We start from the raw sequence: 24,812 nt of genomic DNA on the forward strand, positions 1-24,812 counted from the left end.
TACAAGGGAGCGTCGCAAGAAATGTTGAGCAAGGTTTACAGCCGAATACACAAAAAAACATGCAATCAATAGAGCCTCTTATAATTAAAACATACAAAGCAGCCGCATCTTTAAGAAACGCGACAGATGAACAAGTAATTAAGACTTTAACGACGCTTGCTGATGCTATAGCAGCTAATAAGGAAGCTATTGTAAAATCGAACGAAAAAGATGTGGCGAGGCAAGACGCCGGCGACCCGAAAACAGATCGTTTAAGACTGAATGCTGATCGTGTTTTAAATATTGCAAAAAGCATCAAAAAAGTTGCTCAGCTTCCCAACCCAACTGGTAAACAGTTAGAGCAAAGAACGTTGTATAATGGTTTGCAACTAGAGAAGATAGCGGTGCCGCTAGGCGTTGTGGGGGCTGTCTATGAGTCACGGCCAAACGTAACTTATGACATAGCAGCGCTATGTATCCGAAGCATGAACGGTTGCATTTTGAAGGGGAGCAGTGATGCTGAGAACAGTAATCTTGCGGCCATTGAATTGATAAAAAATGCCCTGCAAGAAAATAATATAGACCCTGACTGCGTGACTTTGCTTCCTCCTGCAAGAGAGTCGGTGCAAGAACTGATGACAGCGACAAAATATGTAGACGTAATAATTCCGCGCGGATCTGAAGGTCTGATACAATTTGTAAGAAAAAACAGCCTGGTGCCAGTGATAGAAACCGGAGCCGGTGTATGTCATGTATATATTGAGAAAGATGCAAACATTGATAAAGCCGTGAACATTGCGGTGAATGCGAAAGTAACCCGGCCATCTGTATGTAATGCCGTTGACACTATTGTAGTTGACCGCCAAGTAGCCGGTGAGTTTTTGGGGAAACTTCAGCCATTGTTTACAAAACATGCAGTGGAAGTGTTTGCTGATGAGCAAGCTTTCAAACTTTTGGAAGGATATCAAATGCTCCAAAAGGCGAGTGCTGAAGACTTCGGTCGCGAATTTCTAAGCCTTAAATGCGCAGTGAAAGTCGTGGAAAATATAGATGAAGCTTTGGAACATATTCGGCAGTTTTCGACAAAACACTCAGAAGCCATTGTGTCGGAGAATAAAGCAAATTGTGAGAGATTTATAAAAGAAGTTGATGCGGCTGTAGTCTATTCAAATGCCTCTACCCGGTTTACTGACGGCGAAGAATTTGGTTTGGGTGCCGAAATAGGAATTTCTACTCAAAAGCTGCATGCACGTGGTCCATTTGCCCTGGAAAAATTGGTTACGGAAAAATGGATCATCACAGGAGATGGACAAATAAGATAGGGTATAAATGAAGAAGGGACTGATTTCAGTCCCTTCTTCATTTATACCGCCTTATAGTTTTCTTATTTTAATATTCTTAAACCATACTTCTTCGCCATGTTCCTGTAAGGCGATTTTTCCCTTTTTAAAAGTGCCGAAGTCGGGCATTGATTTGAACTTACTGTTAGCCACCATTTTCTTCCAGTTATCGTCCCACATAGTTGTTGTTACGATCGACACGCCATTAAGAAAAAATTCAAGCTTGCCGTCCTTACACATTATTTCCGCATGGTTCCATTCTTCTGCGGGCTTTACCGGTTCACTTGACGAAGAGATGAGATCATATAAATCACCGGCGCGGTGTTTAGGAATTTTGGCGTCGGCATGACCTGCATTATCAAGTACCTGCATTTCCGGACCTGTCTCATAAGTATTAGCATACTTCGACTTGTCTTCATGCACGTAGAAGATTATGCCGCTGTTGCCTTTTTTAGCCAGCTTCCAATCTACTTTCAAATGAAAGTTGTCGTACTCGTCGTTGGTTAAAATATCCTTGCTTTCATTTGCCGGCCAACTCTTTCTATTTGCCACATCTAAGTGTAAGCAGCCATCTAAAATGTTCCAGGCATTACCAACAGCGTTATATCCGTAACTATGCCAACCACTAGTCGTCTTGCCATCAAACAAAAGCTTCCAGCCTTCATTTTTTTCCTGGGTTGATAGAGTATTGTCCTGCATCTTGTTTGACGTATTCTGAGCTGAAGCCTGAGTAAGTAAAAGAATTACAGATAGGATTAAAAAAGCACTCTTCATCGTTTATTTCTTTAAAGCCATTATATACTTAACCATAGTCTTTGCATCATCTTTCGACAACTGAGGATGAGCGAGCATAGGAACTGTTCCCCAATTACCAGCACCACCGGCAATTACTTTGTTAGCTAGTTTTTCGATCACCTCGTCTGAAGCAGGAGCATATTTTGCTGCAACAGCTTCATACGCAGGACCTGTCGCAGCTTCTTTTACTTTGTGACAAGTGAAGCAATCGCTTTTTGCTACTAATTCTAAGCCCTTTTGATAATCTTCACTTTTTGCTGCCGGAGCTGGTTCTTTGGCCACATCCTTTGCCTCGTCTTTACGGTCCTCTTTTGCCGGATTACTGTCATTGCTGCCGCAACTAATTACTACGCAGCTAAAAGAAAGAATTACGATTAACTTTTTCATGGTAAACTTTTAAATTAAAATTTTAAATTATTATACTAGTCCTAGAATACTTTTATTTAGTTGGTCCTCATTATCAGCACCTGCGAAATCGTCAAATGCTTTTTCGGTAACCCTGATAATATTATTATCTATAAATATTGCACCTTCTTTGGCTCCTTCTTCAGGATGCTTTAGCGCACACTCCCATTCCATTACTGCCCAGCCGTCATAGTCATAAGAGGTTAGTTTACTAAAGACGCCTTTAAAATCAACCTGTCCGTCTCCGAGCGAGCGGAACCTTCCTGCGCGCTTCACCCAACTTTGGTATCCACCATAAACGCCCTGTTTTCCTGTAGGATTAAACTCTGCGTCTTTTACATGAAACATTTTTATGCGCTCATGATAATAGTCGATATAAGTAAGGTAATCGAGGCATTGTAAAACAAAGTGCGAAGGATCGTATAACAGGCAAGCCCGCTTGTGATTGTTTACCTCTTGCAAAAACATCTCGTAGGTTTCGCCATCATGCAAATCCTCTCCGGGGTGTATTTCGTAACAAAGATCCACACCTGCTTCTTCATAAGCATCTAGTATCGGCAGCCATCTTTTAGCCAATTCTGCAAATCCCGCTTCTACTAGTCCTGCAGGTCGTTGAGGCCAGGGATATACAGTGTGCCAGAGGAGCGCACCGCTGAAAGTAGCGCTAGCTTTTAAGCCAAGATTTTGGGAGGCTTTTGCAGCAAACTTTACCTGTTGCGTGGCCCACTCTGTTCTTGCTTTTGGGTTGTTGCGAAATTGCTCAGGAGCAAAGGAATCGAACATAGCATCGTAAGCGGGGTTTACTGCTACTAACTGCCCTTGCAAGTGAGTAGATAGTTCAGTTATTTCTAACCCGCACTCATTGATTAGGCCTTTCAGTTCGTCTGCATATGTTTTGCTTTCTGCCGCTTTTTGTAAATCGATACAACGGGAGTCCCATGCAGGTAATTGTACTCCGACAAAGCCTAAAGCTTTTGCCCAGTGACAAATACTTTTTAGATCATTAAAGGGTGGCTTGTCACCCATAAATTGCGCGAGAAAAATACCAGGTCCTTTTATTGTTTTCATATTGAAGCGTTGCGTTTGGTCTTGAATTGTTTATAAAAATTCGCCTGTAAAAATAAGAACTGAGCAAGTTGATAGTAGTGCAAAAGTACAAGTGAGTGACACAACAAAAGCACATTAAAAATTGTAAGCTCGTTACTTACTATTCTATCCCTTGTCAAAAAAATCCAATCATCACTTCTTCCCCCAACTATCTTAAATAACCGTACCATTTAACCTCTGACTTCTACAAATATAAAGAGCTATAAAAGTAAAATCAGGAGGCATTTTATCATAACTCGTTGCTGCAAGGTTTCAACATTTTTTTGTTCGGTTTCCCTAAATGCTTAAACCTCCAAAGCATTGTCAACACTCCATTATAAACAAAGCACTTTAGCGGTTCTACTTTTTATGTGCTAAAATGCTCCATAGTAGGAACTTCAAATTTAACTCGAATCTTATATAAACCTTTTTAGATGCCATGATAAAATTATTAAGCCAAAAGCAAAACCTATTTCTTTAAGTGCTACATTTATTTTCTACAACTTCATCACTACAAATAGGTTATTTACGCGCTCTGTGTTTGTGGACCCAGATGTTGTTTTAGCAAAAAACTTCTCACTAAAAACAACTGCCTAATGAACTCTGCGATTCGCTTCAGACTTTCCTTTATGATGTTCCTAAACTTTTTTGTTTGGGGTGGATGGTATGTAACCATGGGCACTTATCTTAAATCAATTCCCGGTATCACCGATGTGCAAGTCGGTATCGCTTATGGAACACAATCTTTGGGAGCCATAATCGCTCCCTTTATTATTGGTTTGATTGCTGACCGTTATTTTGCTGCCCAAAAAATACTGGGCGTTTTACATCTTTTGGGAGCTGCCATTTTGTATTATATCTCAACGATAAGTAGCTTCTCGGCTTTTTATCCGGCGTTGCTTATTTACATGATTCTTTTTATGCCAACACTGGCGCTGGTAAACGCTGTATCATTCAAGCAGATTGACAATCCTGAAAAAGATTTTGCAAACATTCGGGTATGGGGAACTGTTGGATGGATTGTCGCTGGTCTTATCATTGCCTGGTTAGCGTGGGAGCAAAAAAATACGCTGATCAACACCTTCCGTTTATCGGCCATCGTATCATTAGTAATGGGATTATTCAGCTTTACGCTGCCAAATACTCCACCACCAAAAGCGGGTACTAAAACAACTTTTCGTGAAATTATTGGCCTTGATGCAATAGGCTTATTGAAAGATAAAAACTTCCTGATCTTCTTTTTGGCCTCTTTACTCATTTGTATTCCGCTTGCTTTCTATTACCAGGAAACAAACATTTACCTGAATGAAATAAAAGTAGAAGGGGCTGCAGGTAAGATGACCTACGGTCAGATGTCTGAGTTACTCTTCCTGTTTTTGATGCCGTTATTTTTTATAAGGTTAGGCGTAAAAAAAATGTTGTTGATAGGGATGATTGCATGGGCTTTACGGTATTTCCTTTTTGCTTACGGAGATACAGGATCAGGCATGTGGATGTTATACGCAGGGATAATTCTTCATGGGATTTGTTATGATTTCTTCTTTGTTACCGGCCAGGTATATACAAACGATGTAGCAGGCGAAAAAATACGTTCGTCTGCACAGGGAATGATTACCCTTGCAACGTACGGAGTAGGTATGCTAATCGGTTTTTGGATAGCCGGATTAGTGGCCGAAAAATATACAGTTCCCGGAGGTCATTTATGGAAAAGTATATGGCTCGTTCCGGCATTTATTTCTATCGTGGTATTCCTGATGTATGCATTTCTGTTTAAGGAAGTTAAAAAGAAGCCGATTTCGGAAGGTGAAGCAGAAAAAGGTTTGGCAACGAGTCCTGTAACATAAGAGGGGCTTTTATCAATAAACAAAAAACGAGGCAAATTGTCTTAATACTAACCTCACTTTTAACGATCAACACTATCAGTAAAACAAAAACGTTGAGAGGAAACATACATCATTCTGTTTGTCGCTGGACCTACGAGTTTATCCCTTTAGATGAACTGTGTATGAGGGTAAAAGAAATCGGCTTTGCTGCTATTGACCTTGTAGGACCCAAAGATTGGCCAACGCTAAAGAAATATGCTGTTTACTCTTCCATGTGTAACGGTGCAGAAATAAGTTTAACTGAGGGATGGAATGATCCACAATTTCATTCGACTTTAATAAAAAACTATACAGAACATATAAACCTTGTAGCGGATGCGGGGTATAGAAATCTGATTTGCTTTAGCGGTAACCGAAGAGGAATGGCTGATGAAATTGGATTGAGAAATTGTGCTGAAGGTTTACAGAAAATTTTATCAATTGCTGAAAAAAAAGGTGTTGTTATTTTCATGGAATTGTTGAACAGCAGGATTGACCACCCGGATTATATGTGCGACAAAACATCTTGGGGGATTGAGCTTTGCAGAAGATTGAATTCGGAAAACTTTAAGCTACTGTATGATATCTATCACATGCAAATTGACGAAGGAGACGTCATAAGAACTATAAGAGAAAATCACCAGTATTTCGGCCATTACCATACAGGCGGTGTTCCCGGCAGAAACGAAATTGATGACCAGCAGGAATTAAATTACCCGGCTATACTAAGAGCGATAAAAGAAACAGGATTTAACGACTACGTCGCCCAGGAGTTCATTCCGGCTAAATCAGACAAAATAGCGTCCCTGAGAGAGGCAATAAAAATTTGTGATGTCTGAAGTGAATAACCTTTAATTTTATGTCGCTTATTTCAACCCGTTTAACATCTCTTCTATATTATAAATTCTAACAATTAACGATTGCTATGGCAAACAACACTTACGACGCTATTGTAGTAGGCTCTGGTATCAGTGGAGGCTGGGCTGCAAAAGAGCTTACCGAAAAAGGCCTCAAGGTTTTGATGCTCGAACGTGGCCACCACATTGAGCATGTGAAAGATTATGCGGAGACTAACAAGCCTTCCTGGGAGTATCCGCATCGCGGTGGAAGGACGCAGAAAATGATTGACGAATACCCTGTATTGAAAAGAGATTACCCCTTAAATGAACGAAATCTTTCATTTTGGGCAGTTGATAAAGACAGCCCGTACGTTGAGAAAAAACCCTTTGGATGGTTTCGCGGTTATCATACCGGTGGCCGTTCTCTAATGTGGGGAAGACAAAGTTATCGTCTCAGCGATCTTGACTTTGAAGCAAATGCAAAAGACGGGATTGCTGTTGATTGGCCTATCCGTTATAAAGACATAGAGCCATGGTATACGTACGCTGAAAAATTTGCAGGCATCAGCGGTTCAAAGGAAGGATTGCCACATTTACCAGACGGTCATTACCTCCCTCCAATGGATATGAATATTGTGGAGCAGACTGTCGCGTCGCGCATAAAGGAGCATTATAATAATAAAAGAACGATGTTCATTGGTCGCACGGCCAATCTTACACAGACAATTCCAGGCCGCCCATCCCCTTGCCAGTATAGAAATATCTGCTCCAACGGATGCCCATTCGGGGGGTACTTCAGTACACAGTCATCTACTTTACCTGCTGCTAATGCAACAGGCAATTTAACCTTACGTACTTTTTCGATCGTCACAGATATCATCTACGATAAGAATACGAAAAAAGCTAAAGGTGTAAGAGTGTTAGATGCACGGACTAATGAAGCGCTTGAGTTTAACAGCAAAATTGTCTTCCTGTGTGCTTCTACTTTTAACTCTACAGCAATCCTCATGAGATCTGCCACTGACATTTGGCCTGATGGATTAGGAAGTAGTTCAGGAGAGTTGGGGCACAATGTTATGGACCATCACCTAAAGTTGGGGGCGAGCGGAGACATGGAAGGCTTTGACGATAAATACTATTCAGGGTTCAGACCGAATGGCATTTACATTCCGCGCTTCCGCAATTTACCCGGCGATGAAAAACGAAATTACCTGCGGGGATTTGGATACCAGGGATCAGGTAGCCGCCAAAACTGGTCAAGACAAGTGGCTGAATTAAGTATAGGCGCTGATCTAAAAGAAGCATTGAGTGAACCGGGCAAGTGGACTATGGGAATCGGTGGATTTGGTGAAATGTTGCCTTATCACGAAAATAAGATTACCATCTCAAAAGATACAAAGGACAAATGGGGCATCCCCGTTCTCGAGTTTGATGTTGAATTCAAAGAGAATGAACTAAACATGCGGAAAGACATGGTTGCTGATGCAGTTGAAATGCTTACAGTTGCGGGTGTCAAAAATGTAAAAGGTCAGGACCAGGGCTGCGAGCCAGGTTGGGGTATACATGAGATGGGTACGGCAAGAATGGGTAGAGATCCTAAGACTTCGGTGCTAAACAGCAACAACCAGGTATGGGATTGCCAGAATGTATTTGTAACAGACGGATCGTTTATGACTTCCGCATCTTGTGTAAATCCATCTCTAACTTATATGGCAATGACAGCACGGGCCGCTGATTTCGCAGTGAAGGAATTAAAAAAAGGAAATATCTAAATTCTGGTTTGTCGCTGTAGCCCGAAGAGCATGATAGCAGTAAACTTCAGACAATTATTTTTTAAACTTTTTCAACATGAACAGACGTGAACTATTAAAAATGGTCGCAGCCGCTACTGGCTCGGTCATGATTGGTGGAGAATTTTTATTGTCAGGATGTAAAGGAAACCCTGATTCTGCACCGGTGCCGTTTACAGAAGAAAGTATAGCTTATTTAGATGAGATAGCTGAAACGATCATACCACAAACTACCACAGCCGGTGCTAAGGCTGCTGGCGTAGGAAGGTTTATGACAGTGATGGTGAACGACTGTTACACCAAAGAGGACCAGGAAATATTTCATAAAGGATTGAACATTCTCGATGATGCTTGCGATAAAATGCATGGAGTTGGCTTTATGAAAGCTACACCTAAACAGCGCAAGCAATTACTGATTGCTGTAGATAAGGAAACGAAAGATTATGTGAAAAAGCAGGCAGACGCTGTGAATGTACAAGGACAAAAGGAGAAGCAAGGACAAGAGAGAAATACAAATGACTTCAAAAAGCAGGCGTTGCCTAACCACTATTTTCAGCAATTGAAGCAGTTAGCCATTTTTGGTTATTTCACTTCAGAGAAAGGCAGAACTGAATCTTTACGTTATACCCCTGTACCGGGAAAGTTTGAGGGAGTTATCGATTACAAAAAAGGAGATAAAGCTTTTGCAGGTTTAACCTAACCTGGTTCCATTTCCTACTTTATACAATAAAATGATTTTAAAACAGAAAGTTTACCTGTAAAAGAGTTACAAAATGATGAACGAGAAAGACAAAAATCTGCCGGATAATTCAAGGAGAGATTTCCTTAAGAACACTGCACTTGCTGTAGCCGGCTTTATGATTGTTCCCCGGCATGTACTAGGCGGAAGAGGTTTTGTTGCGCCAAGCGACCGTCTGACGATTGCAAGCATAGGTGTTGGTGGAAAAGGTGAAAGTGATATTGCTAACTTTTTCAAAAGCGGCAAGGCCGACATTGCTTACCTCTGCGACGTAGACGAAAAGCGAGCTGCAAAAACAGTGGGTAACTTCCCTAAAGCAAAAGTGTATAAAGACTGGCGTCAGATGCTTGATAAAGAATCAAAAAACTTTGATGCTGTTTCAGTTTCCACTCCAGATCACAACCACGCTGTTGCTGCACTTGGTGCTATGCAACTTGGCAAGCACGTGTATGTACAAAAACCCTTGACGCACGATTTGTATGAAGCTCGTGTGCTTACCAACGCTGCCAAGAAGTATAAGGTGGTAACCCAGATGGGAAACCAGGGCGCGTCGAATGATGGCGTACGGCAAATGATGGAATGGTATGATGACGGAATAATTGGAAATGTTCATACCATCTATTCCTGGACGAACCGACCTGTGTGGCCGCAAGGCATTCCCTGGTCAACGAATAAAGCAGAAGTTCCTAAAACATTAGATTGGGATCTTTGGTTAGGTACCGCTCCGCAAAAAGATTACGTTGAAAAACTTGTTCCGTTTAACTGGCGCGGCTGGTGGGACTATGGTACCGGCGCACTGGGAGATATGGGTTGCCATCTTTTAGAGGCCCCTTTCCGTGTGTTAGATCTTCAATATGTTTCTGATGTTCAGGCTAGCGTGGGTACTGTTTATGTTGACGAGTTTAAACAAGGGTATTTTCCTGAAAGCGTTCCGCCTTCAAGTCACGTTACCATGACCTTCCCTAAGACAAACAAAACAAAGGGACCGGTAGTGGTTCATTGGATGGATGGTGGTATTCAACCTGAAAGACCTGAAGAACTAGGACCCAATGAAATGTTTGGCGACGGTGGTAACGGTACATTATTTATTGGCACCAAAGGCAAAATGATGTGTAGCACTTACGGTGCAAACGCAAGACTGTTGCCTTTATCAAAAAACGAGCAGGTTAAGGTAAAACAAAAATATGCTCGTGTACCGGGCCAGGCAGAGGGGCACTATGCTCAGTGGGTTGAAGGGTGTATTGCGGGCTATGGCAAAACACAATTAAGCTCTCCTTTTGAGATTGCAGGACCTCTTACTGAAGCTTTATGTATGGCAAACCTTGCCATTAGGGGATATGATATTCGTAAACCAAGAACTACCGGTACAGGCTTCACTTATCCTGGTCGTTATGTGAAATTGCTTTGGGATAACCAGAATATGAAGGTGACCAACTTCGACGACGTAAACCAGTTTGTTCGTAGAAAGTACCGCGACGGTTTTGGAGTAGGTGAGTTGGTGTAAAAAGAGCGGGAGAAATTGCTGGTAGCCGGTTACTTACTAGTTGCCGGTTACTAGTTTCTGGTTTTTTAGGCTTGTTTCAACTATGCATTTATCACAGTTTGCTGAATAGAATAATACGGTACAAGTGAGTGACACAACAATGTTGAATGAAGAACAGAAGTTGGTTACAAAAAATACTTGTTTTCGGCACTTTATGCCAAAAAGTTAGAAACCGGAAGATTACACACGGAAGCGTATTTCCAAAACAACCTTATCAATAAATCGACTTTCAATTATGAACAGAAGAGAAGCTGTTCAACACATATGCGCGCTGTTAGGAGGATCTGTGTTGGGTGCTGGTGCTTTTTTAAGTGGCTGCAACACCAACCCGGTTAGCAGTAAGAAAGTCCTCTTTTCCCCTCACGACATCGATTTTCTTAATGAGGTGGGTGAAACCATTTTGCCTGCTACAAATACGCCCGGAGCCAAAGCGGCAAAAGTAGGCGAGATGATGAACGTAATGGTGAATGATTGTTACGTAGAAAGAGATCAAGTCGTTTTTCAAAACGGCATTAAAGACTTGCAGGCTCGGGCAAACAAAGAATTTGGAAAGGATTTTATTGACCTTACTTCTCAACAAAAACTGGCCCTTTTGACCAAACTCGATAATGAGACAAACGAAGCCATGAAGACGTGGCAATCTTCATCTCCAAAACCTTATTTCCGCTTAATGAAGGAGCTTACGCTTCTTGGATATTTCACTTCCGAAATTGGCTGCACGCAAGCCCGGCGATATGTTGAAACACCGGGAAGATATGAAGCATGTATTCCTTACAAAAAGGGCGATAAAGCCTGGGCCTAATTAATTTAATCAAACAAACATCATGGATTATAAACGTAGAGACTTCCTAAAAATAGCCGGAACTTTTGCATCCGGGGTAGCCCTTACCGGTGTAGCCGGTCAACTAGCTGGTTGCGGTACCAGCTCGAAGTTGAGCGGTAAAAACAACACCTTCGGGCTGCAGTTGTATAGCCTACGCGACGACCTGCCGAAAGATCCGAAAGGAGTTTTAAGGCAGGTAGCCTCTTTTGGCTATAAGCAAATTGAAGGCTTTGAAGGTTCTAAAGGCATTTATTGGGGAATGTCTAATACGGAGTTCAAGCGTTATATGGACGACCTCGGAATGCAAATGGTTTCGAGCCATTGTAACTGGAAACAAAACCTGGAAAAGAAAGCCGATGAAGCTGCTGCAATCGGAATGAAGTACCTGATGTGTCCTTATCTTGGACCGCAGAAAAGTCTTGATTTATTTAAAAAGGCGGCTGAAGACTTTAATAAAGCAGGACAGATCTGTAAACAAAGAGGGATCCGGTTTGCTTATCATAACCACGATTATTCTTTCAAGAAAGTTGAGGGACAATACCCGCAAGATGTGATGATGCAGAACACCGACAAAGACCTTGTCGATTATGAGCTGGATATGTATTGGATCGTTGCCGCCGGCCAAAATCCAAACGAGTGGTTTCAGAAATACCCCAGACGCTTCAAATTAGGGCACGTAAAAGACCGCGGTGGAAAAGAAACAACTACTTTGGGTAAAGGAAATATTGATTATCCTTCTTTACTAAAAGCTGCTCAAAAAGGTGGAATGGAGTATTTTATAGTCGAGCAGGAACAATACGAAGGCACAACGCCACTTGCAGCGGCAAAAGACGATGCAGATTATATGAAAAGATTAAAAATCTAAGGGTACATAGCGGAAGGTTTGAATGTTTTTTAAGCAATTATCAATTTTATAAATAACTAGCCGAATGAGGAAACTACTTTATTTTTTTATACTATTAATCCTTTCGCAACTTATAAATGTTGAGAAGGCAGTTGCATCACCGACTTCGAAAAACGCAGGGTATTTTATTTTAAGGGTCTATCATTATAAAGATGCATTGCAAGAGGCTTCAATTGACAGCTTCCTTCAGTATAGATATCTCCCTTTTTTGCATTCTTCTAAGTTGAACAATGTTGGTGTTTTTAAAGCCCTAGCCAATGATACCGCGGCAGATAAAAGGACTTATGTATTTATCCCATTTAAATCTTTAAAAGAATGGGAAAGCTTTTCTTCCAACTCAATTGAACCGACGGTAACGGGTGACGTAGGATATGTGAACGCTGCCTATAACAAACCGGCTTATACCCGATTTGAAACCATCCTGCTAAAAGCTTTTCCATTGATGGAAGCCCTTGCACCATCAAAGCTTACTGCTCCTAAAAATCAGCGCGTGTACGAATTGAGAAGCTATGAAGGACCAACGGAAAAGTTCTTTAGAAACAAGGTGAAAATGTTTAACGAGGGTGGAGAAATTGCCTTGTTTTCACGTCTCGGCTTTAATGCCGTTTTTTATAGTGAAGTTCTCTTTGGCTCAAAAATGCCGAACCTGATGTATATGACTTCTTTTGAAAACATGGAATCAAGAAACGAACATTGGAAAGCCTTTAGCGCTGATCCGGCGTGGAAGACTTTATCGGCTCTTCCTGAGTATCAACACAACGTTTCTCACAGCGACATTATCTTTCTAAGACCAACAGAGTTTTCAGATCTATAAGTTTTTATGACAGGATAAAAAGGTGAGCTATGGCTCACCTTTTTCAATTTCTAAAACCACAGTATGTCTAAATCATATACCCAGTTTCCCCTGGCTGCTTTACTAGCCACGTTTCTTTTACCCTTTACCGGAAGAAGTCAAACAAAACCTCTTGTACTTCCTCTGTGGCAAAACGGGGCGCCCGGTTTTGAAAGCAGGAAAAACGAGCCGGAAGAAGCTAAAGAGTATTGGGTTAAGAATATTCATAACCCTTCGATTGCTGTCTATCTCGCGCCGAAAGAAAAGGCGACCGGCGCAGCTGTTGTAGTCTGTCCTGGCGGAGGTCACCGGTTGCTGGTGTACAATGCAGAGGGTGTAGAACCTGCTTTGTTTTTAAACAGTATCGGCGTGACGGCTATTGTGCTTAAGTATCGTCTTGCCCGAGAAGAGAATTCTCCATATTCGTTGGATAAGCATTTAGAGCAGGATGCGCATCGCGCACTGCGGTTGGTAAGAAGTCATGCAAAAGATTGGAATATTGACACTGCACGGGTAGGAATGCTTGGGTTTTCTGCAGGAGGTGAAACCGTAGCCGCTGTGGCCTATGCTTCAGGAAGCGGTGATTTAAAAGCAGCAGATCCTATAGACAGGTTAAACGGTAAACCAAACTTTCAAATGCTTATTTATCCCGGTCCGCTAGGTATTCCAGACTCTGTAGGCAACGATGCTCCCCCAACTTTTTTGCTTGCTGCCAACAACGATCCTTGTTGTGCTGAACCAGTGGTGAAATTGATTGACAGATATCGCAAAGCAAAAGTGCCTGTTGAAGCACACTTGTATGCGCAAGGCAGTCACGGGTTTAATATGGGCCAACGTTCAAAATTAAACTCATTGAAAACGTGGTCTCAAAGAGTGGCCGACTGGCTGGAAGACAACAATATTCTTCATCCGGGGAAATATAAGCCGGAGTAAGAATCAGTCTAAAAAAGCTTCTAAGCTTGCGAGTTGAACAGTTACGAAATCTCTACTGCCGCCAATGCTCTAACAACAATTTCAAGGTCGATTACTCCTCTGAAACCGCTAAAGCCAACGGCGAGTTCAGTTCCGTCTTTTAGGGTAATTAGCTGGCCGCCTTCCCACCCTATCCAGTCCGGTCTTTCGATACCAAATTTTTCTTCGTCAATTTCATTATTGAAAGCGAGCTTTTCAAACTCTCCTGTTTTTAACCGTGTGATGTGAACCTGGCTTGCTTTGGTCCAGGCAACTCCGTAAGACTCTCTCGCCCTGATTTTATTGGTGCCAAACATTCGTCCATAGATTACTCCCTCGTCGTCTATAATACAGACTGACACGTTTCCATTTGCTATCCTTCTGTCTTCTTCATTTTCCATATAAAATGGAATTAGTTTCTCCGCTTCATCTATGATTCTTCTAACCGCGCTTTCCAATTCTTTGCCCTTCATAGCAATAATTTTTTCTGTTTGATTTTTTGCAATTAGTATTCCGTCGCCCGATATTCACTCTTTCTACATGAATATTACAACGGAGTAATTCACGCCCTGTTCTACTTACTCATTGTAGTGTTACTAATAAAAGCCAGCCGCTTGCTGTCGGGAGACCAGTTAGGCGTATTCATCGTTCCTTGTCCGCCATACACATAAGCAATAACTTTTGGCTTACCTCCTGTAATAGGCATCAGCCGAATGTAAACATGTTTGTAAAAAGGATGATCGTCGGCACGAACTTCATCTTTCAGGAAAGATATAAAGGCAATCCATTTACCGTCCGGCGAAATATGTGGAAACCAGTCATGAAACTCCCCGGTCGTTACAGCTTCCTGGTTGCTGCCGTCGGCATTCATACGCCAAATTTGCATCGTGCCGGTACGGTTTGAATTAAAATAGATGTATTTTCCGTCAGGCGTATATTCCGGCCCGTCATCTAATCCTTTGGCTGTAGTTAGTTGCACTTCCGCTCCACCTTTCGATGGCACTTTGTAAATATCGAACTCATTATTTCGCTGACCGGTGAAGACAATACTTTGTGCATCGGGCGACCAGCCATGGCCGTACGATGGACCCTTTGGTGTTATCTGTTTTGGTGCACCGCCTGTAACCGGAACTGTATACACAATAGAACCACCCAAAGCTGCCACACCGCTACTTAATAGGAGCATCTTTCCGTCAAAAGAAAGTACGTGATCATTGTTATTATTTTTCACATCTCCTGTAGGTATTACAGATGGTTGCCGTGTGGCCAAATTGAAGTTATACATCAGCCCTTCGCTGTTATAAATAAGGCTTTTATTATCAGGCGTCCAGTTTGGAGCCTGAAGAGATTTGGGCGAAGTATAAATGGTTTCCCTGTCGCCTGATGCAACGTTTAAAATTTCAAGGCTACTCCCCAGGTACTCGCGATAAGGAACCAAACCTTCACGCGCTGGTACTGATACTTGCACATCTTTAAAAACGCCCGTTTCAACCACATCAGCATTGTGCGAACCCACGAACAGACCGACGTACACTTCATCCCCAAGGTCCAGGTCAGCAACTTCTTCGGTTACAAAAGGTTCACCAAATTTTGCTACCCGCATTGTGTAAGTCTTGCCTTTTCGTTCGAGTTGGATAATATTTGCATGGGTAAGCGCAGACTTTTTTTCTTCAGTATTTACGCCATCTTTCGGCCGGTATTGTAGTGACGTAAGTCCATCACCATGAGTAACTGCATTTATTTGTGCAGACTTTCCGTCAAGACTTTTGCGTACCATCCATCCTACTTTTCTGTGCGGGTCTACTCCCTGGAAACCTACAAGCTCTGCCCGGGTGTACAGCAAAAAATCTCCCTTCATTTTTTTGTATACATAGTGAAACTCATCGTGGTCAAACCAGATATTATAGCCGGAACCCGAAATAACATACTGATCGCTCTGAGGAATATAAAGCCCTGATCCCGGAGTTACCTTTGCTCCAATATCTGCCTGGCCTTCAAAAATTCCTATTGTTTGTTGTGCAGAAACAGCGATGCAGGAAAGCAACAATCCGATCGATAAAAAAGCAGTTTTAAACGAACTAAGTTTCATACTTAAAGATCTTATATAAGAGGGTAGAGCTTCGAATGTTTTAAGAAGCTTTTTTTGGATTAGAATAATCTTTGGGAAATCGGCGGCAAACCAACAATCGACATTGTTGTGTCACTCACTTGTACCTATAGTTGCAGATTGAACCGCACCACCAATTTCTCATATTACCGAGGAATAGATGATGCGGTACAGATCGAAAAAAGATACAGCTACACAAGATTTCTTTTGATGTAAGTAATACTCTTTGTTATGCTGTCGAAAGGATTTCCGGGGGTCATATCCTGTTCAACAAAAAAGTATTTCATTCCTGCTTTATTCGCTTGTTTAAAAATCCGCTTAAAATCAATCGAGCCGTTGCCTACTTCAGTAAAAGCTTTAGCCGGCGTTTTATCCATGTCTTTTACATGGAACAAAGGGAACCTGCCAGGATGTTGGTTGATCAGCTCAACAGGATCTTTGCCTGCCTTGCTCACCCAATACAAATCCATTTCCATCTTAACCAGGTTTTTATCCGTATTCAAAAGAATGTCATACGGAAGGGTTGAGCCTTGCTGCATAAATTCGAAATCGTGGTTATGGTAGCAAAGCTGTATGCCCGATTTTTTGCAACGTTCTCCAGCCTTGTTCAGCGCGTCTGCTACTACTTTATAATGATCTATTCCTCCACGCTCTGCTTCAGACAGGTAAGCACAAACCATGTATTTGATACCAACTTTCGAAGCATCGTCTACGGCTTTGTCCCACTCAGACATCATCGTACCTTTTTGAATTTGTCCATTCACTTTTTCTTCGCCGAGACGATAGTGACTGCTGGGCATAATCAGCCCGTTTTGCTTCAATACTTTTGCAAACTCCGCCGGTTGCATCCCATAGAAATTTTGAGTTCCTGTGTACGTTGCTCCTTCCAGAGAGTTATAGCCAATCGAAGCAACTTTAGCAAGCGTGCCCTTGGGATCTTTCTGCATTGCATCTCGAACAGTGTATAGCTGCAACCCTATATAATTAGTTTTTTTGTCGAAGAAAGGATACTTTACAAAAGCTCCTGCTGTAAGAAGAGAGCCGGCTTTAATGAATGAACGTCTGGATGACATGCTGATCGTTATTAAGATGATTATATAAAGAGAGAATTTCTTAATAAATGTAGCCAATTACCGGCATTAAGAAATGTTGAACCGACCTATTTGTTTTGATCAAAGTTTGATCGACTGCATTCGTAAGTTGTCAAATGTCCATAACGCGTCTTGCAGCAATTGTTGCGCTAGAACTAGCGAGATTAAGGCCTAATTAGAATAAAGCTTTTTGACACATTTTCCGCCTATCATTAATAATTCTCAAAACTTCCTAAATCCTTTTCAACCGATTATCTTCGTCACACTAAAACTACCTCCCCGCTTATGAAACCTATTCGCTTGTGCCTGCTGTTACTACTTTCAGCTGCGCTTATTACTTCTTGTAAAAAATCTGTCCCGAAACAAACAAAGTATATTCCTAAAAACGCTGTCTTTGTTGCCACCATCAACACAAAGTCTTTGCAGACCAAGCTGATGAAGAACCAGGCGACCATTGAAAATATTATAAGATCGATAAGCGGTAGCGACACCGCAATTAATAAAGGCAAGCAGGAGTGGGAGGATATTAAAAACTCAGGCGTTGACCTGGATGAAAATTTTTACGTAGCTGTAGTAAACAAAGGTGGCGGAATGGGGTCAAGTCCCGGCACTATTGTTACGTCGGTTGTTGGCGGCCTGAAAGATGCAGGCAAACTCGAAGCTTATATAAAAAAGAAAGATCCAACAAGCGAGGTACGGAAGGAGAAAGAGTATAGTTATGCAACAATACATGGTGACAACATGGTAGCGTGGGGTACCGACGTGGTCATCATGATGTCTTACCAGAAATCGTTCTCGCCCGGCAATATGCAATACGATAGCACGACAGGTTCATACAACCTCGGATCTTCTCCCAATGCAACAAACGATATGAAGCTTGAACTTGCCAGCGCTTTCAACCTCAAAGAAGATCAATCTGTTGCTTCCATTCCTGAGTTTAGAGATTTGATGCAGGAAAAATCTGACGCAAGCATGTGGGTAAACTCGAGCTCTTCGGTAGAGAATTTTCCTATTCCATTGCCTAAAGTAAGGGAGCTCTTTTCGAGCAGCTTTACCGCAGCGAAAGTAAATTTCGAAGATGGTAAAATAACGATGACTTCTAGGTCATACTATAGTTCTGCCCTCAAAGACATTCTTAAAAAATATTCCGGTCCAACTGCTGACCTTACGCTGGTAGAAAATTATCCTTCAGACAACGTGAATGCCTTTGCCCTCTTTTCGTTCAATCCCGACTTCATTAACGAACTGGTTAAATACCTTGAAGTAGGTGGAATGGTAGATTCATACCTTACAAAAATGATGGGTAGCAATTATACTTTAAAGGAAGCACTGCGAGCCATCAAGGGCGATTTTGCTGTAGTGGTTTCAGACCTGGCCGCGAAGCCTGCTTCAGACCCAAATGCGGGAATGAGAGGTGGACAATTGCCTAACCTAAAAATGATTGTGAATATACCCGTCGGCGATAAAGTGCAGATGAATAGGTTGATGGACAAATTGGTGGAAATGCAGATGCTGGTAAAGACCAATAATCAATACAGGCTTACACCTAACATGCAACAGACGGGCTTTCAATTGATAGTAGACGATAAAAACCTTTTTATAGCTTCTGACGAAAATGTATTAAATCAATACAAGGCAAAGTCGAAGAAAGCGAATATAAATGCAAACGTGATGAGTGACTTTAAGAGTAAGTCGGGTGTCGCTTATATAAACATCGAAAGTATTTTAAATGGAATAAACACTTCGCCAAATGCGCAGGGAAATAATGTACTTCCCAAAGCTCGTGAGACTTTTAAAGACCTTGAAATGTATACCGATAATTTCAATGGCAAGTATATAGAAGGGTATGGCGAGCTCAGGTTCAAAAATGAAAAGGAAAACAGCCTTACGTCTTTATTGAGCTTTTTTGAAACGGCAAGTAAATACGTAAAAACAACGCCGGGAATGGTAGACAATAACGATGTTCAAATAGATACTGTTGCTCCAGGCACCGGCCGTGAAATAAACGGAGCTGATGTTCGTATAGACACGGCTACAGAATTGGCGCCATCAGATGCGCGAGCTCCGAAAAGAAAGTAAACTAATCTTATAATTATTGTAAAAAGGTTGCTAATAACAAAGCAACCTTTTTTCTTGCGTTTGTGTTGCTACTTTTAATAAAACTCTAAATACTTGCTTAAAAGCTTCAAAGTACCAGCAGTTAATAATCGTGCAGCTCCGGTTGTGTCACTCTCTTGTACGGCATCTTTTCATAGCAACAAAGCTTCATGCTACATTCGTTCATGATTTTAATAGTTAAACCCTGCACACATAAATGGAGATACAATTACAGCAACTAGTTCCAATACCATTAAAAGAAAAGTTTAGCCAGCGACCATCTAATATCTGGAACACAGGCATTGCTTTTCGTGCAGGGGATTGGATTAAGATAGTTGCTCCAAGCGGAACGGGCAAGACGACGCTGATGAACATTTTGTACAAGGTGCGACACGATTATGAAGGCTCGGTAAAGTGGGATAACCGGGATTTAAAAAGCATTACAGGGGATGATCTTGCAAAGCTGAGGCAGCAAAATGTAAGTGTAATATTCCAGGACCTGAGGCTATTTGAAAACCTGACTGCACGGGAAAACATAGAGCTAAACAGGGTTTTGCAAAAACCGTTTTATGAAGCAGCAACCATTGATGACATGGCAGGGTTGTTAGGTATCAGTCATATTTTAGAACAGAGAGCAGGCGTATGCAGCTATGGTGAGCAACAACGAATAGCTATAATTCGGGCCCTGGTTCAACCATTTGAATGGCTAATAATGGATGAGCCTTTTAGTCATTTAGATAATGCAAACACACACAAAGCAGCAGACCTTATAGCAACAGAGTGCAAAAAAAGAAAAGCAGGTTTTGTACTTACCGACCTTGATGAAGACTCACTTTTTCCTTATACACACGTGTACAGCTTATAACTTAGAGACTGGAAATGCTAGATCAACTACTAAAGAAAATTATACGAACCGGTGTTGGAAGGAGCCGGTTTATCATGGCAGGGATAGGGCTGACGATTGCAATGCTACTCATTTTATCGGCCGTACAAATACAGGTAAACTACAACGAGCTGTTGTATGGAAAAAGTAACCAGGACAGCATTGCTAACTTTTTAGTAGTTGCCAAAGTAATTAACGGCAATAAACGTGAAAATGTATTAAGCACAGAAGAAGTTGAAAAGCTAAAAAGGCAACCTTTTATTGAAAAAGTAGGCTTACTTACAGCAAGCCGCTTTAAGGTTTCTGCTCAAAGCCCAAGCGACCGGTTTCCTTTTTATACAGATATGTTTTTTGAAAGTGTGCCCGATGAATTCATCGACGTAAAAAGCGATGACTGGAAGTGGGAACCCGGTTCAACTACAATACCTCTTATCATCCCCAACCAATTTCTCGATCTATACAATTTCGGTTTCGCTCCATCCCAAAACCTCATGCAATTGACCCAAAGCATGGTGATGGCCCTTCCTATTGTTTTGAACGTTACCTATCAAGGTCAACCCATAAGATTTACTGGAAAAGTGGTCGGCTTTAGTGATCGCATTTCATCCGTGTTAGTTCCTCAGAACTTTCTAGCGATGGCTAACAAACAATTTGGAACACAGGGGGATGCCCGACCTTCGAGAGTAGTTATAAGGACCAGCGACCCGGGAAACCCGGAACTAGCAAAATTTTTAAAAGATAATGAGCTGGTTACTGATGCCGATAAAACAAGGTTTAGCCAATATCGAAGAATTGTAAATACGGTCGTAAATGCTTCGTGGCTTACAGGAGCGGCCATGCTATTGTTCGCGTTGCTGGTGTTTTCGTTGTTTATTCAACTGACCATTGCCTCAACTAAGAACGAAATAAATTTATTAGTAACCATTGGCGCTTCGCCGAAACAATTGCAGCGTTTTCTTATGAAGCAATTTCTACCAGCTAACGTCATCATTACACTAGTTTGCCTGGCGGTAATAACAATCCTTCAATATGTTTTACAAGCTTTTTTGGCAAAACAAAATATGAACGTCAGCTCCTGGGTGTCCTGGTACACGGTTGTAACCGCAGCCGTTATACTGATTGTTTTATGGCTGGTAAATTATTCTACGATTAAGAAATACATAAAAGAAACCGAAAAGTAGAATTGCTTGAAGAATAAATAAAAGAGAAAGCCCGGCAAGTGCCGGGCTTTCTCTTTTATTTATCAGGTTGTGGAGGTGGCGTTGGTCCTTTTTGAGGCGGCCTCTGTTGTTGTGGTCTTGGTGGTTGAGCTTGTCTCTGTTGCTGTTGTTGCTCCCCTTGTTTTTGCTGCGGCGGTCTTTGCGGCCTCTGCTGTTGCGGTGGCCGGTTTTGCTGCTGTCCTGGCTGCTGGTTCGGACCTCTTTGCTGTTGTTGGGGTTTCTCTTGAGGAGGCCCTCCCGCAGGTTTGCCTGCATTTCTTTGCTGGTTCGGGTTTTGTCCCGGTCTTTGTGGTCCTCCTTGTTGAGAAGGTTGATTTCTTTGGGCGTTGTGTTGTGGGGGTCGCTGTTGGTTCTGTGGCCCGTTCCCTTGTTGCTGACCTTCATTAGATCTTCCAGGTCCTTGCCTGTCATTTCCTCTCCCGTCACGGCCTTGTTCTTTATCCTTTCTGCGGCGACTATTTCTTTCCAGGCTACGAAGACTTATCTGGCCAACCACATCAACAAACTCAGGTTCTACTTCCTTAGGCTTCGAACTCACAATTTCAACCGGCTCAAGTTCATCGGGTTTCAATCCCTGCGCATTCATTTTCTGAATTTCTTTCACCCTGGTTATTGTCAACGGATAATGCTTATTACTATCCGGCAAAGTGTACCACATCAAATTCTTGAAAATGTCCTTTTTTACCAGGTATGCGGGCGCCCGGGTTATATGTATTACATCCGCATTATCCGGAAAATGCTGCAAAGCGTCGAGATAAGTGTCCAACTCATAATTCAAACAGCACTTCAGCCGGCCACACTGGCCACTGAGTTTGGTTTGATTAATGGATAAATTTTGATACCGGGCGGCTGTAGTATTTACACTCTTGAAATCCGTTAGCCAGGTAGAACAACACAATTCGCGGCCGCAGCTGGAGATACCCCCCACCTTTCCAGCTTCCTGGCGGGCACCAATTTGGCGCATTTCAACTTTTACTTTGAACTCTCCTGCATACAAACGAATCAATTCTCTAAAGTCAACCCTGTCGTCTGCAGTGTAGTAGAAAGTGGCTTTTTTACCGTCAGCTTGTATTTCAACTTCAGCGACTTTCATATCAAGGTTAAGCGTCCTTGCCATTGCCCGGCTACGAACCAAGGCTTCCTTCTCGCGGGCTTTGTTGTCTTCCCACTTCGCTAGGTCCGTTTCTGTACTTCTACGTAGGATCTTTTTTATTTCGGGGCTAAACTCATCGACACCCTTTTTCTTCATTTGTATTCTCACCAGTTCACCACTCAGGCTTACTTCTCCCACATCGAACCCACTTACACCTTCCACAGTTACCATCTCACCTTTCTCAAAATATTGCAAAGTTGCATTTCTATAAAACTCTTTTCGGCTACCCTGGTTAAAACTGATTTCAACAATTTTGCAGGTACTTTCCGGGTCACTAAAAGGCAGGTTCATTAACCAATCATGTACATTCATCCTATTACAGCCACCTGTGCTGCACCCGCCGTTGCTTTTACAACCGCCCGGCTTTCCACCTTTTGCCGTTCCACAACTATCACATCCCATATCTCTAATACGTAAAAAGATTAATAAATAATAATGAGATTAAAGAGAGAGAATGTTGTAGCCAGCATAAAACATCTATGCAGCTATTGTTGCGTCGCACACTTGTACTGAAGTAGGTTATGTCCGCTTTTACGCTATGCGCAAAACTGGTCTCCTTTCGATATTCTATCTAGGCAGAAAGAAAAACCCTGGACGAAAAAACACTTTATAAAACCGAAAAATTTAAAAATTAACCCATTTCCTTCATCGCAAATGCCCGCTCACATATTCTCTCAACTTCCGCCACACATAATTTTTAATTATTCTATATGGCATCTCCGATTCAAAAATAATGAATTAAAAAGAATAAAAAGTCATAAAGGTTACAACAGTATTGATAATCAAGGTTATTCTTAACGTATACAGTTGCCGCCCAGGTTTATGGACGTTTAATAGTAGCCGTGGGTTATGCCGCGCTTACCAACACTTTGTCTCGTATAATATGCAACATCTTTATAGTGAGGGCATGGAAAAGCATTTTGCCGTTCGCGTTTCTTTCAATGAAATACGAAGCATTATCCAATTCCGTTATAATGGCCTGCTGCTGGCTTACACTGGTGATTTTGTTTAACCGTTGAGCGAAGTCCTTTTCATTCTCTGACAGTGAAAGATTTGCCGGACCTAAAATTCTTAAGCGGACACATTGTTCAAGCAGGTGGTTATAATACCGCAAAAATTGTTTTTGCTTTTCGCGTCCCAGTTTTGAAACCTCATCAACCCATTTTACCTGCGCGACGGGGTTTTCCTTTAGGGTCGCGTTCATCCATTCTCTCAGTAAGCTGAGCCAGTCTTCCTCAGAATGTTGCAAAAGCTGCAGGGCTTCGTGGTAATTTCCCTGCGCGATGCCTGCCAACAATCTGGCCTGGTCCTGCGAAACCTGGTTTCTTTCCATCAGCGCTTGTTCCACTTCAAAATCTTCCAAAAGCGGAACTTTCACCAACTGCGTTCTTGACAAAATGGTTTGCAAAATTTGCTCTTCACTTTCTGCAACGAGTATAAAAAGTGTATTTGCGGGCGGCTCCTCAATGAGTTTTAAAAGCTTATTACCCTCTTTGCCCAGGTACTCTGGCAACCACATCAGCAAAATTTTGTATTCGCTTTCAAAGCTTTTAAGGCTCAGTTGTCGAATAATGTCGTTGCACTCTTCTGCAGTAATGTTTCCCTGTTTATTTTCGGCACCTATAAATTGTAGCCACTCGTACGCATTTCCATATGGGCTTTGCCTCGCAAACTCCCTCCATTCTGTTATAAAGTCTGTCGATTTAGGTTTGTCGCCACCTTTTTTCGAGATGACCGGGTAGGAGAAATGAATATCAGGGTGAACCATTTGCCTTGCTTTGTTGCAGGCGGAACACTCACCGCAGGCGTCGAATAACAAAACTTTCGTTTTCTCGATAGGTTCATCAAAACCAAATAATGAAGGTCCTGGTTGAGCTGCACCTGCTTTGCCGTTTACTTTTTCGCAAACAACGTATTGCGCAAAAGCCAGTGCTAGTGGTAACGCTCCGCTTCCTTGCTTTCCTAAAAATAACAACGCATGGCTCAGCCGATTTGTATGAACCATTTCTGCAAGGTGGCGCTTCACATTCTCTTGTCCGATGACGTCCTTAAAAAGCATAGCGGCGAAGTTATCAGTTGCAGACTTATTATTAATTGGAAAATTTCAACAGCCGGAGCAAATACCATGGTTTGAAGAATTCCAGGTAGTATTTAAAAAAAGGGGAAATCTGACAATAGGTGCAATGCATAAAAGCCTTTGGCGATTTGAAGTGCGGTTGCACATTGTTATAAAGATAAACGGAGCGTCGCAACCACTGTTTCTCAGGGAACTACTGATAGCAACAACCACTACCTGTACCTTTTCAAACAAAGCAAAAACGGGCAGAAAAAGGTTGAAAGCATAAAAAAAGCCTCTTTCGAGGCTTTTACTAT

22 protein-coding genes are annotated in these 24,812 nt (G+C 42.0%); 14 read left to right on the forward strand and 8 right to left on the reverse strand.

Features of this window, described 5'->3' with window-relative positions; translation table 11 throughout:
- Positions 1 to 59: 59 nt before the first annotated feature.
- A complete protein-coding gene (locus SAE01_RS17115; RefSeq protein WP_147205018.1) occupies positions 60 to 1,301 on the forward strand; it encodes a glutamate-5-semialdehyde dehydrogenase in 1,242 nt (413 codons plus the stop codon).
- Between the two features lie 51 nt (positions 1,302 to 1,352).
- On the opposite strand, the gene SAE01_RS17120 is transcribed toward SAE01_RS17115, so the two are convergent.
- Genes SAE01_RS17120 through SAE01_RS17130 form a run of 3 tightly spaced genes read right to left on the reverse strand, consistent with a single transcriptional unit; the run spans position 1,353 to position 3,587 of the window.
- The gene (locus tag SAE01_RS17120) at positions 1,353 to 2,093 is read right to left on the reverse strand and encodes a 3-keto-disaccharide hydrolase (protein ID WP_147205019.1); all 741 of its coding nucleotides are present in this window, start codon (positions 2,091 to 2,093) and stop codon (positions 1,353 to 1,355) included.
- Positions 2,094 to 2,096: 3 nt separating this feature from the next.
- Positions 2,097 to 2,501: a c-type cytochrome gene (locus SAE01_RS17125; RefSeq protein ID WP_147205020.1), complete on the reverse strand. Its 405-nt coding sequence runs from the start codon at positions 2,499 to 2,501 to the stop codon at positions 2,097 to 2,099.
- Between the two features lie 30 nt (positions 2,502 to 2,531).
- Positions 2,532 to 3,587, reverse strand: a complete 1,056-nt coding sequence (locus SAE01_RS17130) for a sugar phosphate isomerase/epimerase family protein (RefSeq protein ID WP_147205021.1) — start codon at positions 3,585 to 3,587, stop codon at positions 2,532 to 2,534.
- Between the two features lie 614 nt (positions 3,588 to 4,201).
- On the opposite strand from SAE01_RS17130, the gene SAE01_RS17135 reads away from it, so the two are divergent.
- The 9 genes from SAE01_RS17135 (at position 4,202) to SAE01_RS17175 (ending at position 13,870) form a co-directional block, all read left to right on the forward strand.
- A complete protein-coding gene (locus SAE01_RS17135; RefSeq protein WP_147205022.1) occupies positions 4,202 to 5,449 on the forward strand; it encodes a nucleoside permease in 1,248 nt (415 codons plus the stop codon).
- 92 nt (positions 5,450 to 5,541) lie between these two features.
- On the forward strand, positions 5,542 to 6,306 hold the full coding sequence (locus tag SAE01_RS17140; protein ID WP_246113267.1) for a hydroxypyruvate isomerase family protein: 765 nt from the start codon (positions 5,542 to 5,544) through the stop codon (positions 6,304 to 6,306).
- Positions 6,307 to 6,392: 86 nt separating this feature from the next.
- Positions 6,393 to 8,078: a GMC oxidoreductase gene (locus SAE01_RS17145; protein ID WP_147205023.1), complete on the forward strand. Its 1,686-nt coding sequence runs from the start codon at positions 6,393 to 6,395 to the stop codon at positions 8,076 to 8,078.
- Positions 8,079 to 8,154: 76 nt separating this feature from the next.
- A complete protein-coding gene (locus tag SAE01_RS17150; RefSeq protein WP_147205024.1) occupies positions 8,155 to 8,796 on the forward strand; it encodes a gluconate 2-dehydrogenase subunit 3 family protein in 642 nt (213 codons plus the stop codon).
- Between the two features lie 76 nt (positions 8,797 to 8,872).
- Positions 8,873 to 10,339, forward strand: coding sequence for a Gfo/Idh/MocA family protein (locus SAE01_RS17155; RefSeq protein ID WP_147205096.1), 1,467 nt, complete (start codon positions 8,873 to 8,875; stop codon positions 10,337 to 10,339).
- 274 nt (positions 10,340 to 10,613) lie between these two features.
- Entirely contained in the window at positions 10,614 to 11,180 is a 567-nt protein-coding gene (locus SAE01_RS17160; protein ID WP_147205025.1) for a gluconate 2-dehydrogenase subunit 3 family protein, read from the forward strand.
- 22 nt (positions 11,181 to 11,202) lie between these two features.
- A complete protein-coding gene (locus SAE01_RS17165) occupies positions 11,203 to 12,066 on the forward strand; it encodes a sugar phosphate isomerase/epimerase family protein (protein ID WP_147205026.1) in 864 nt (287 codons plus the stop codon).
- 64 nt (positions 12,067 to 12,130) lie between these two features.
- Positions 12,131 to 12,919, forward strand: a complete 789-nt coding sequence (locus SAE01_RS17170; protein ID WP_147205027.1) for an NIPSNAP family protein — start codon at positions 12,131 to 12,133, stop codon at positions 12,917 to 12,919.
- Positions 12,920 to 12,982: 63 nt separating this feature from the next.
- Entirely contained in the window at positions 12,983 to 13,870 is an 888-nt protein-coding gene (locus tag SAE01_RS17175; RefSeq protein ID WP_147205028.1) for an alpha/beta hydrolase, read from the forward strand.
- A 41-nt stretch (positions 13,871 to 13,911) separates the two neighbouring features.
- On the opposite strand, the gene SAE01_RS17180 is transcribed toward SAE01_RS17175, so the two are convergent.
- The 3 genes from SAE01_RS17180 to SAE01_RS17190 all read right to left on the reverse strand — a co-directional run bounded on the left by SAE01_RS17180 (position 13,912) and on the right by SAE01_RS17190 (position 17,068).
- Complete coding sequence (locus SAE01_RS17180; RefSeq protein ID WP_147205029.1) at positions 13,912 to 14,361, reverse strand: hypothetical protein; 450 nt, start codon at positions 14,359 to 14,361, stop codon at positions 13,912 to 13,914.
- 101 nt (positions 14,362 to 14,462) lie between these two features.
- A complete protein-coding gene (locus SAE01_RS17185; protein WP_147205030.1) occupies positions 14,463 to 15,977 on the reverse strand; it encodes a TolB family protein in 1,515 nt (504 codons plus the stop codon).
- Between the two features lie 209 nt (positions 15,978 to 16,186).
- A complete protein-coding gene (locus SAE01_RS17190) occupies positions 16,187 to 17,068 on the reverse strand; it encodes a sugar phosphate isomerase/epimerase family protein (RefSeq protein WP_147205031.1) in 882 nt (293 codons plus the stop codon).
- Between the two features lie 303 nt (positions 17,069 to 17,371).
- Here SAE01_RS17190 and SAE01_RS17195 point away from each other — a divergent pair, with 303 nt between their 5' ends.
- From SAE01_RS17195 to SAE01_RS17205, 3 genes are all read left to right on the forward strand, one after another.
- A complete protein-coding gene (locus SAE01_RS17195; RefSeq protein WP_147205032.1) occupies positions 17,372 to 19,165 on the forward strand; it encodes a DUF4836 family protein in 1,794 nt (597 codons plus the stop codon).
- Between the two features lie 235 nt (positions 19,166 to 19,400).
- Entirely contained in the window at positions 19,401 to 20,048 is a 648-nt protein-coding gene (locus SAE01_RS17200; RefSeq protein ID WP_147205033.1) for an ATP-binding cassette domain-containing protein, read from the forward strand.
- Between the two features lie 14 nt (positions 20,049 to 20,062).
- Positions 20,063 to 21,247 carry a transporter gene (locus SAE01_RS17205; RefSeq protein WP_147205034.1) on the forward strand — a complete coding sequence of 395 codons (1,185 nt, stop codon included), beginning with the start codon at positions 20,063 to 20,065 and terminating at the stop codon, positions 21,245 to 21,247.
- A gap of 55 nt (positions 21,248 to 21,302) precedes the next feature.
- Here SAE01_RS17205 and SAE01_RS17210 read toward each other — a convergent pair whose 3' ends face one another.
- Positions 21,303 to 22,841 (reverse strand): PSP1 domain-containing protein, encoded by a 1,539-nt coding sequence (locus tag SAE01_RS17210; RefSeq protein ID WP_147205035.1) that lies wholly within the window; start codon positions 22,839 to 22,841, stop codon positions 21,303 to 21,305.
- Positions 22,842 to 23,286: 445 nt separating this feature from the next.
- Complete coding sequence (locus tag SAE01_RS17215) at positions 23,287 to 24,498, reverse strand: DNA polymerase III subunit (protein ID WP_147205036.1); 1,212 nt, start codon at positions 24,496 to 24,498, stop codon at positions 23,287 to 23,289.
- Between SAE01_RS17215 and SAE01_RS17220 the strand changes: the two genes are divergently transcribed.
- Positions 24,479 to 24,784: a hypothetical protein gene (locus SAE01_RS17220; protein ID WP_147205037.1), complete on the forward strand. Its 306-nt coding sequence runs from the start codon at positions 24,479 to 24,481 to the stop codon at positions 24,782 to 24,784. The two genes, SAE01_RS17215 and SAE01_RS17220, sit on opposite strands and share 20 nt — an antisense overlap.
- The last annotated feature ends 28 nt before the right edge of the window (positions 24,785 to 24,812 follow it).

Source organism: Segetibacter aerophilus, assembly GCF_007991655.1.
GTDB lineage: Bacteria > Bacteroidota > Bacteroidia > Chitinophagales > Chitinophagaceae > Segetibacter > Segetibacter aerophilus.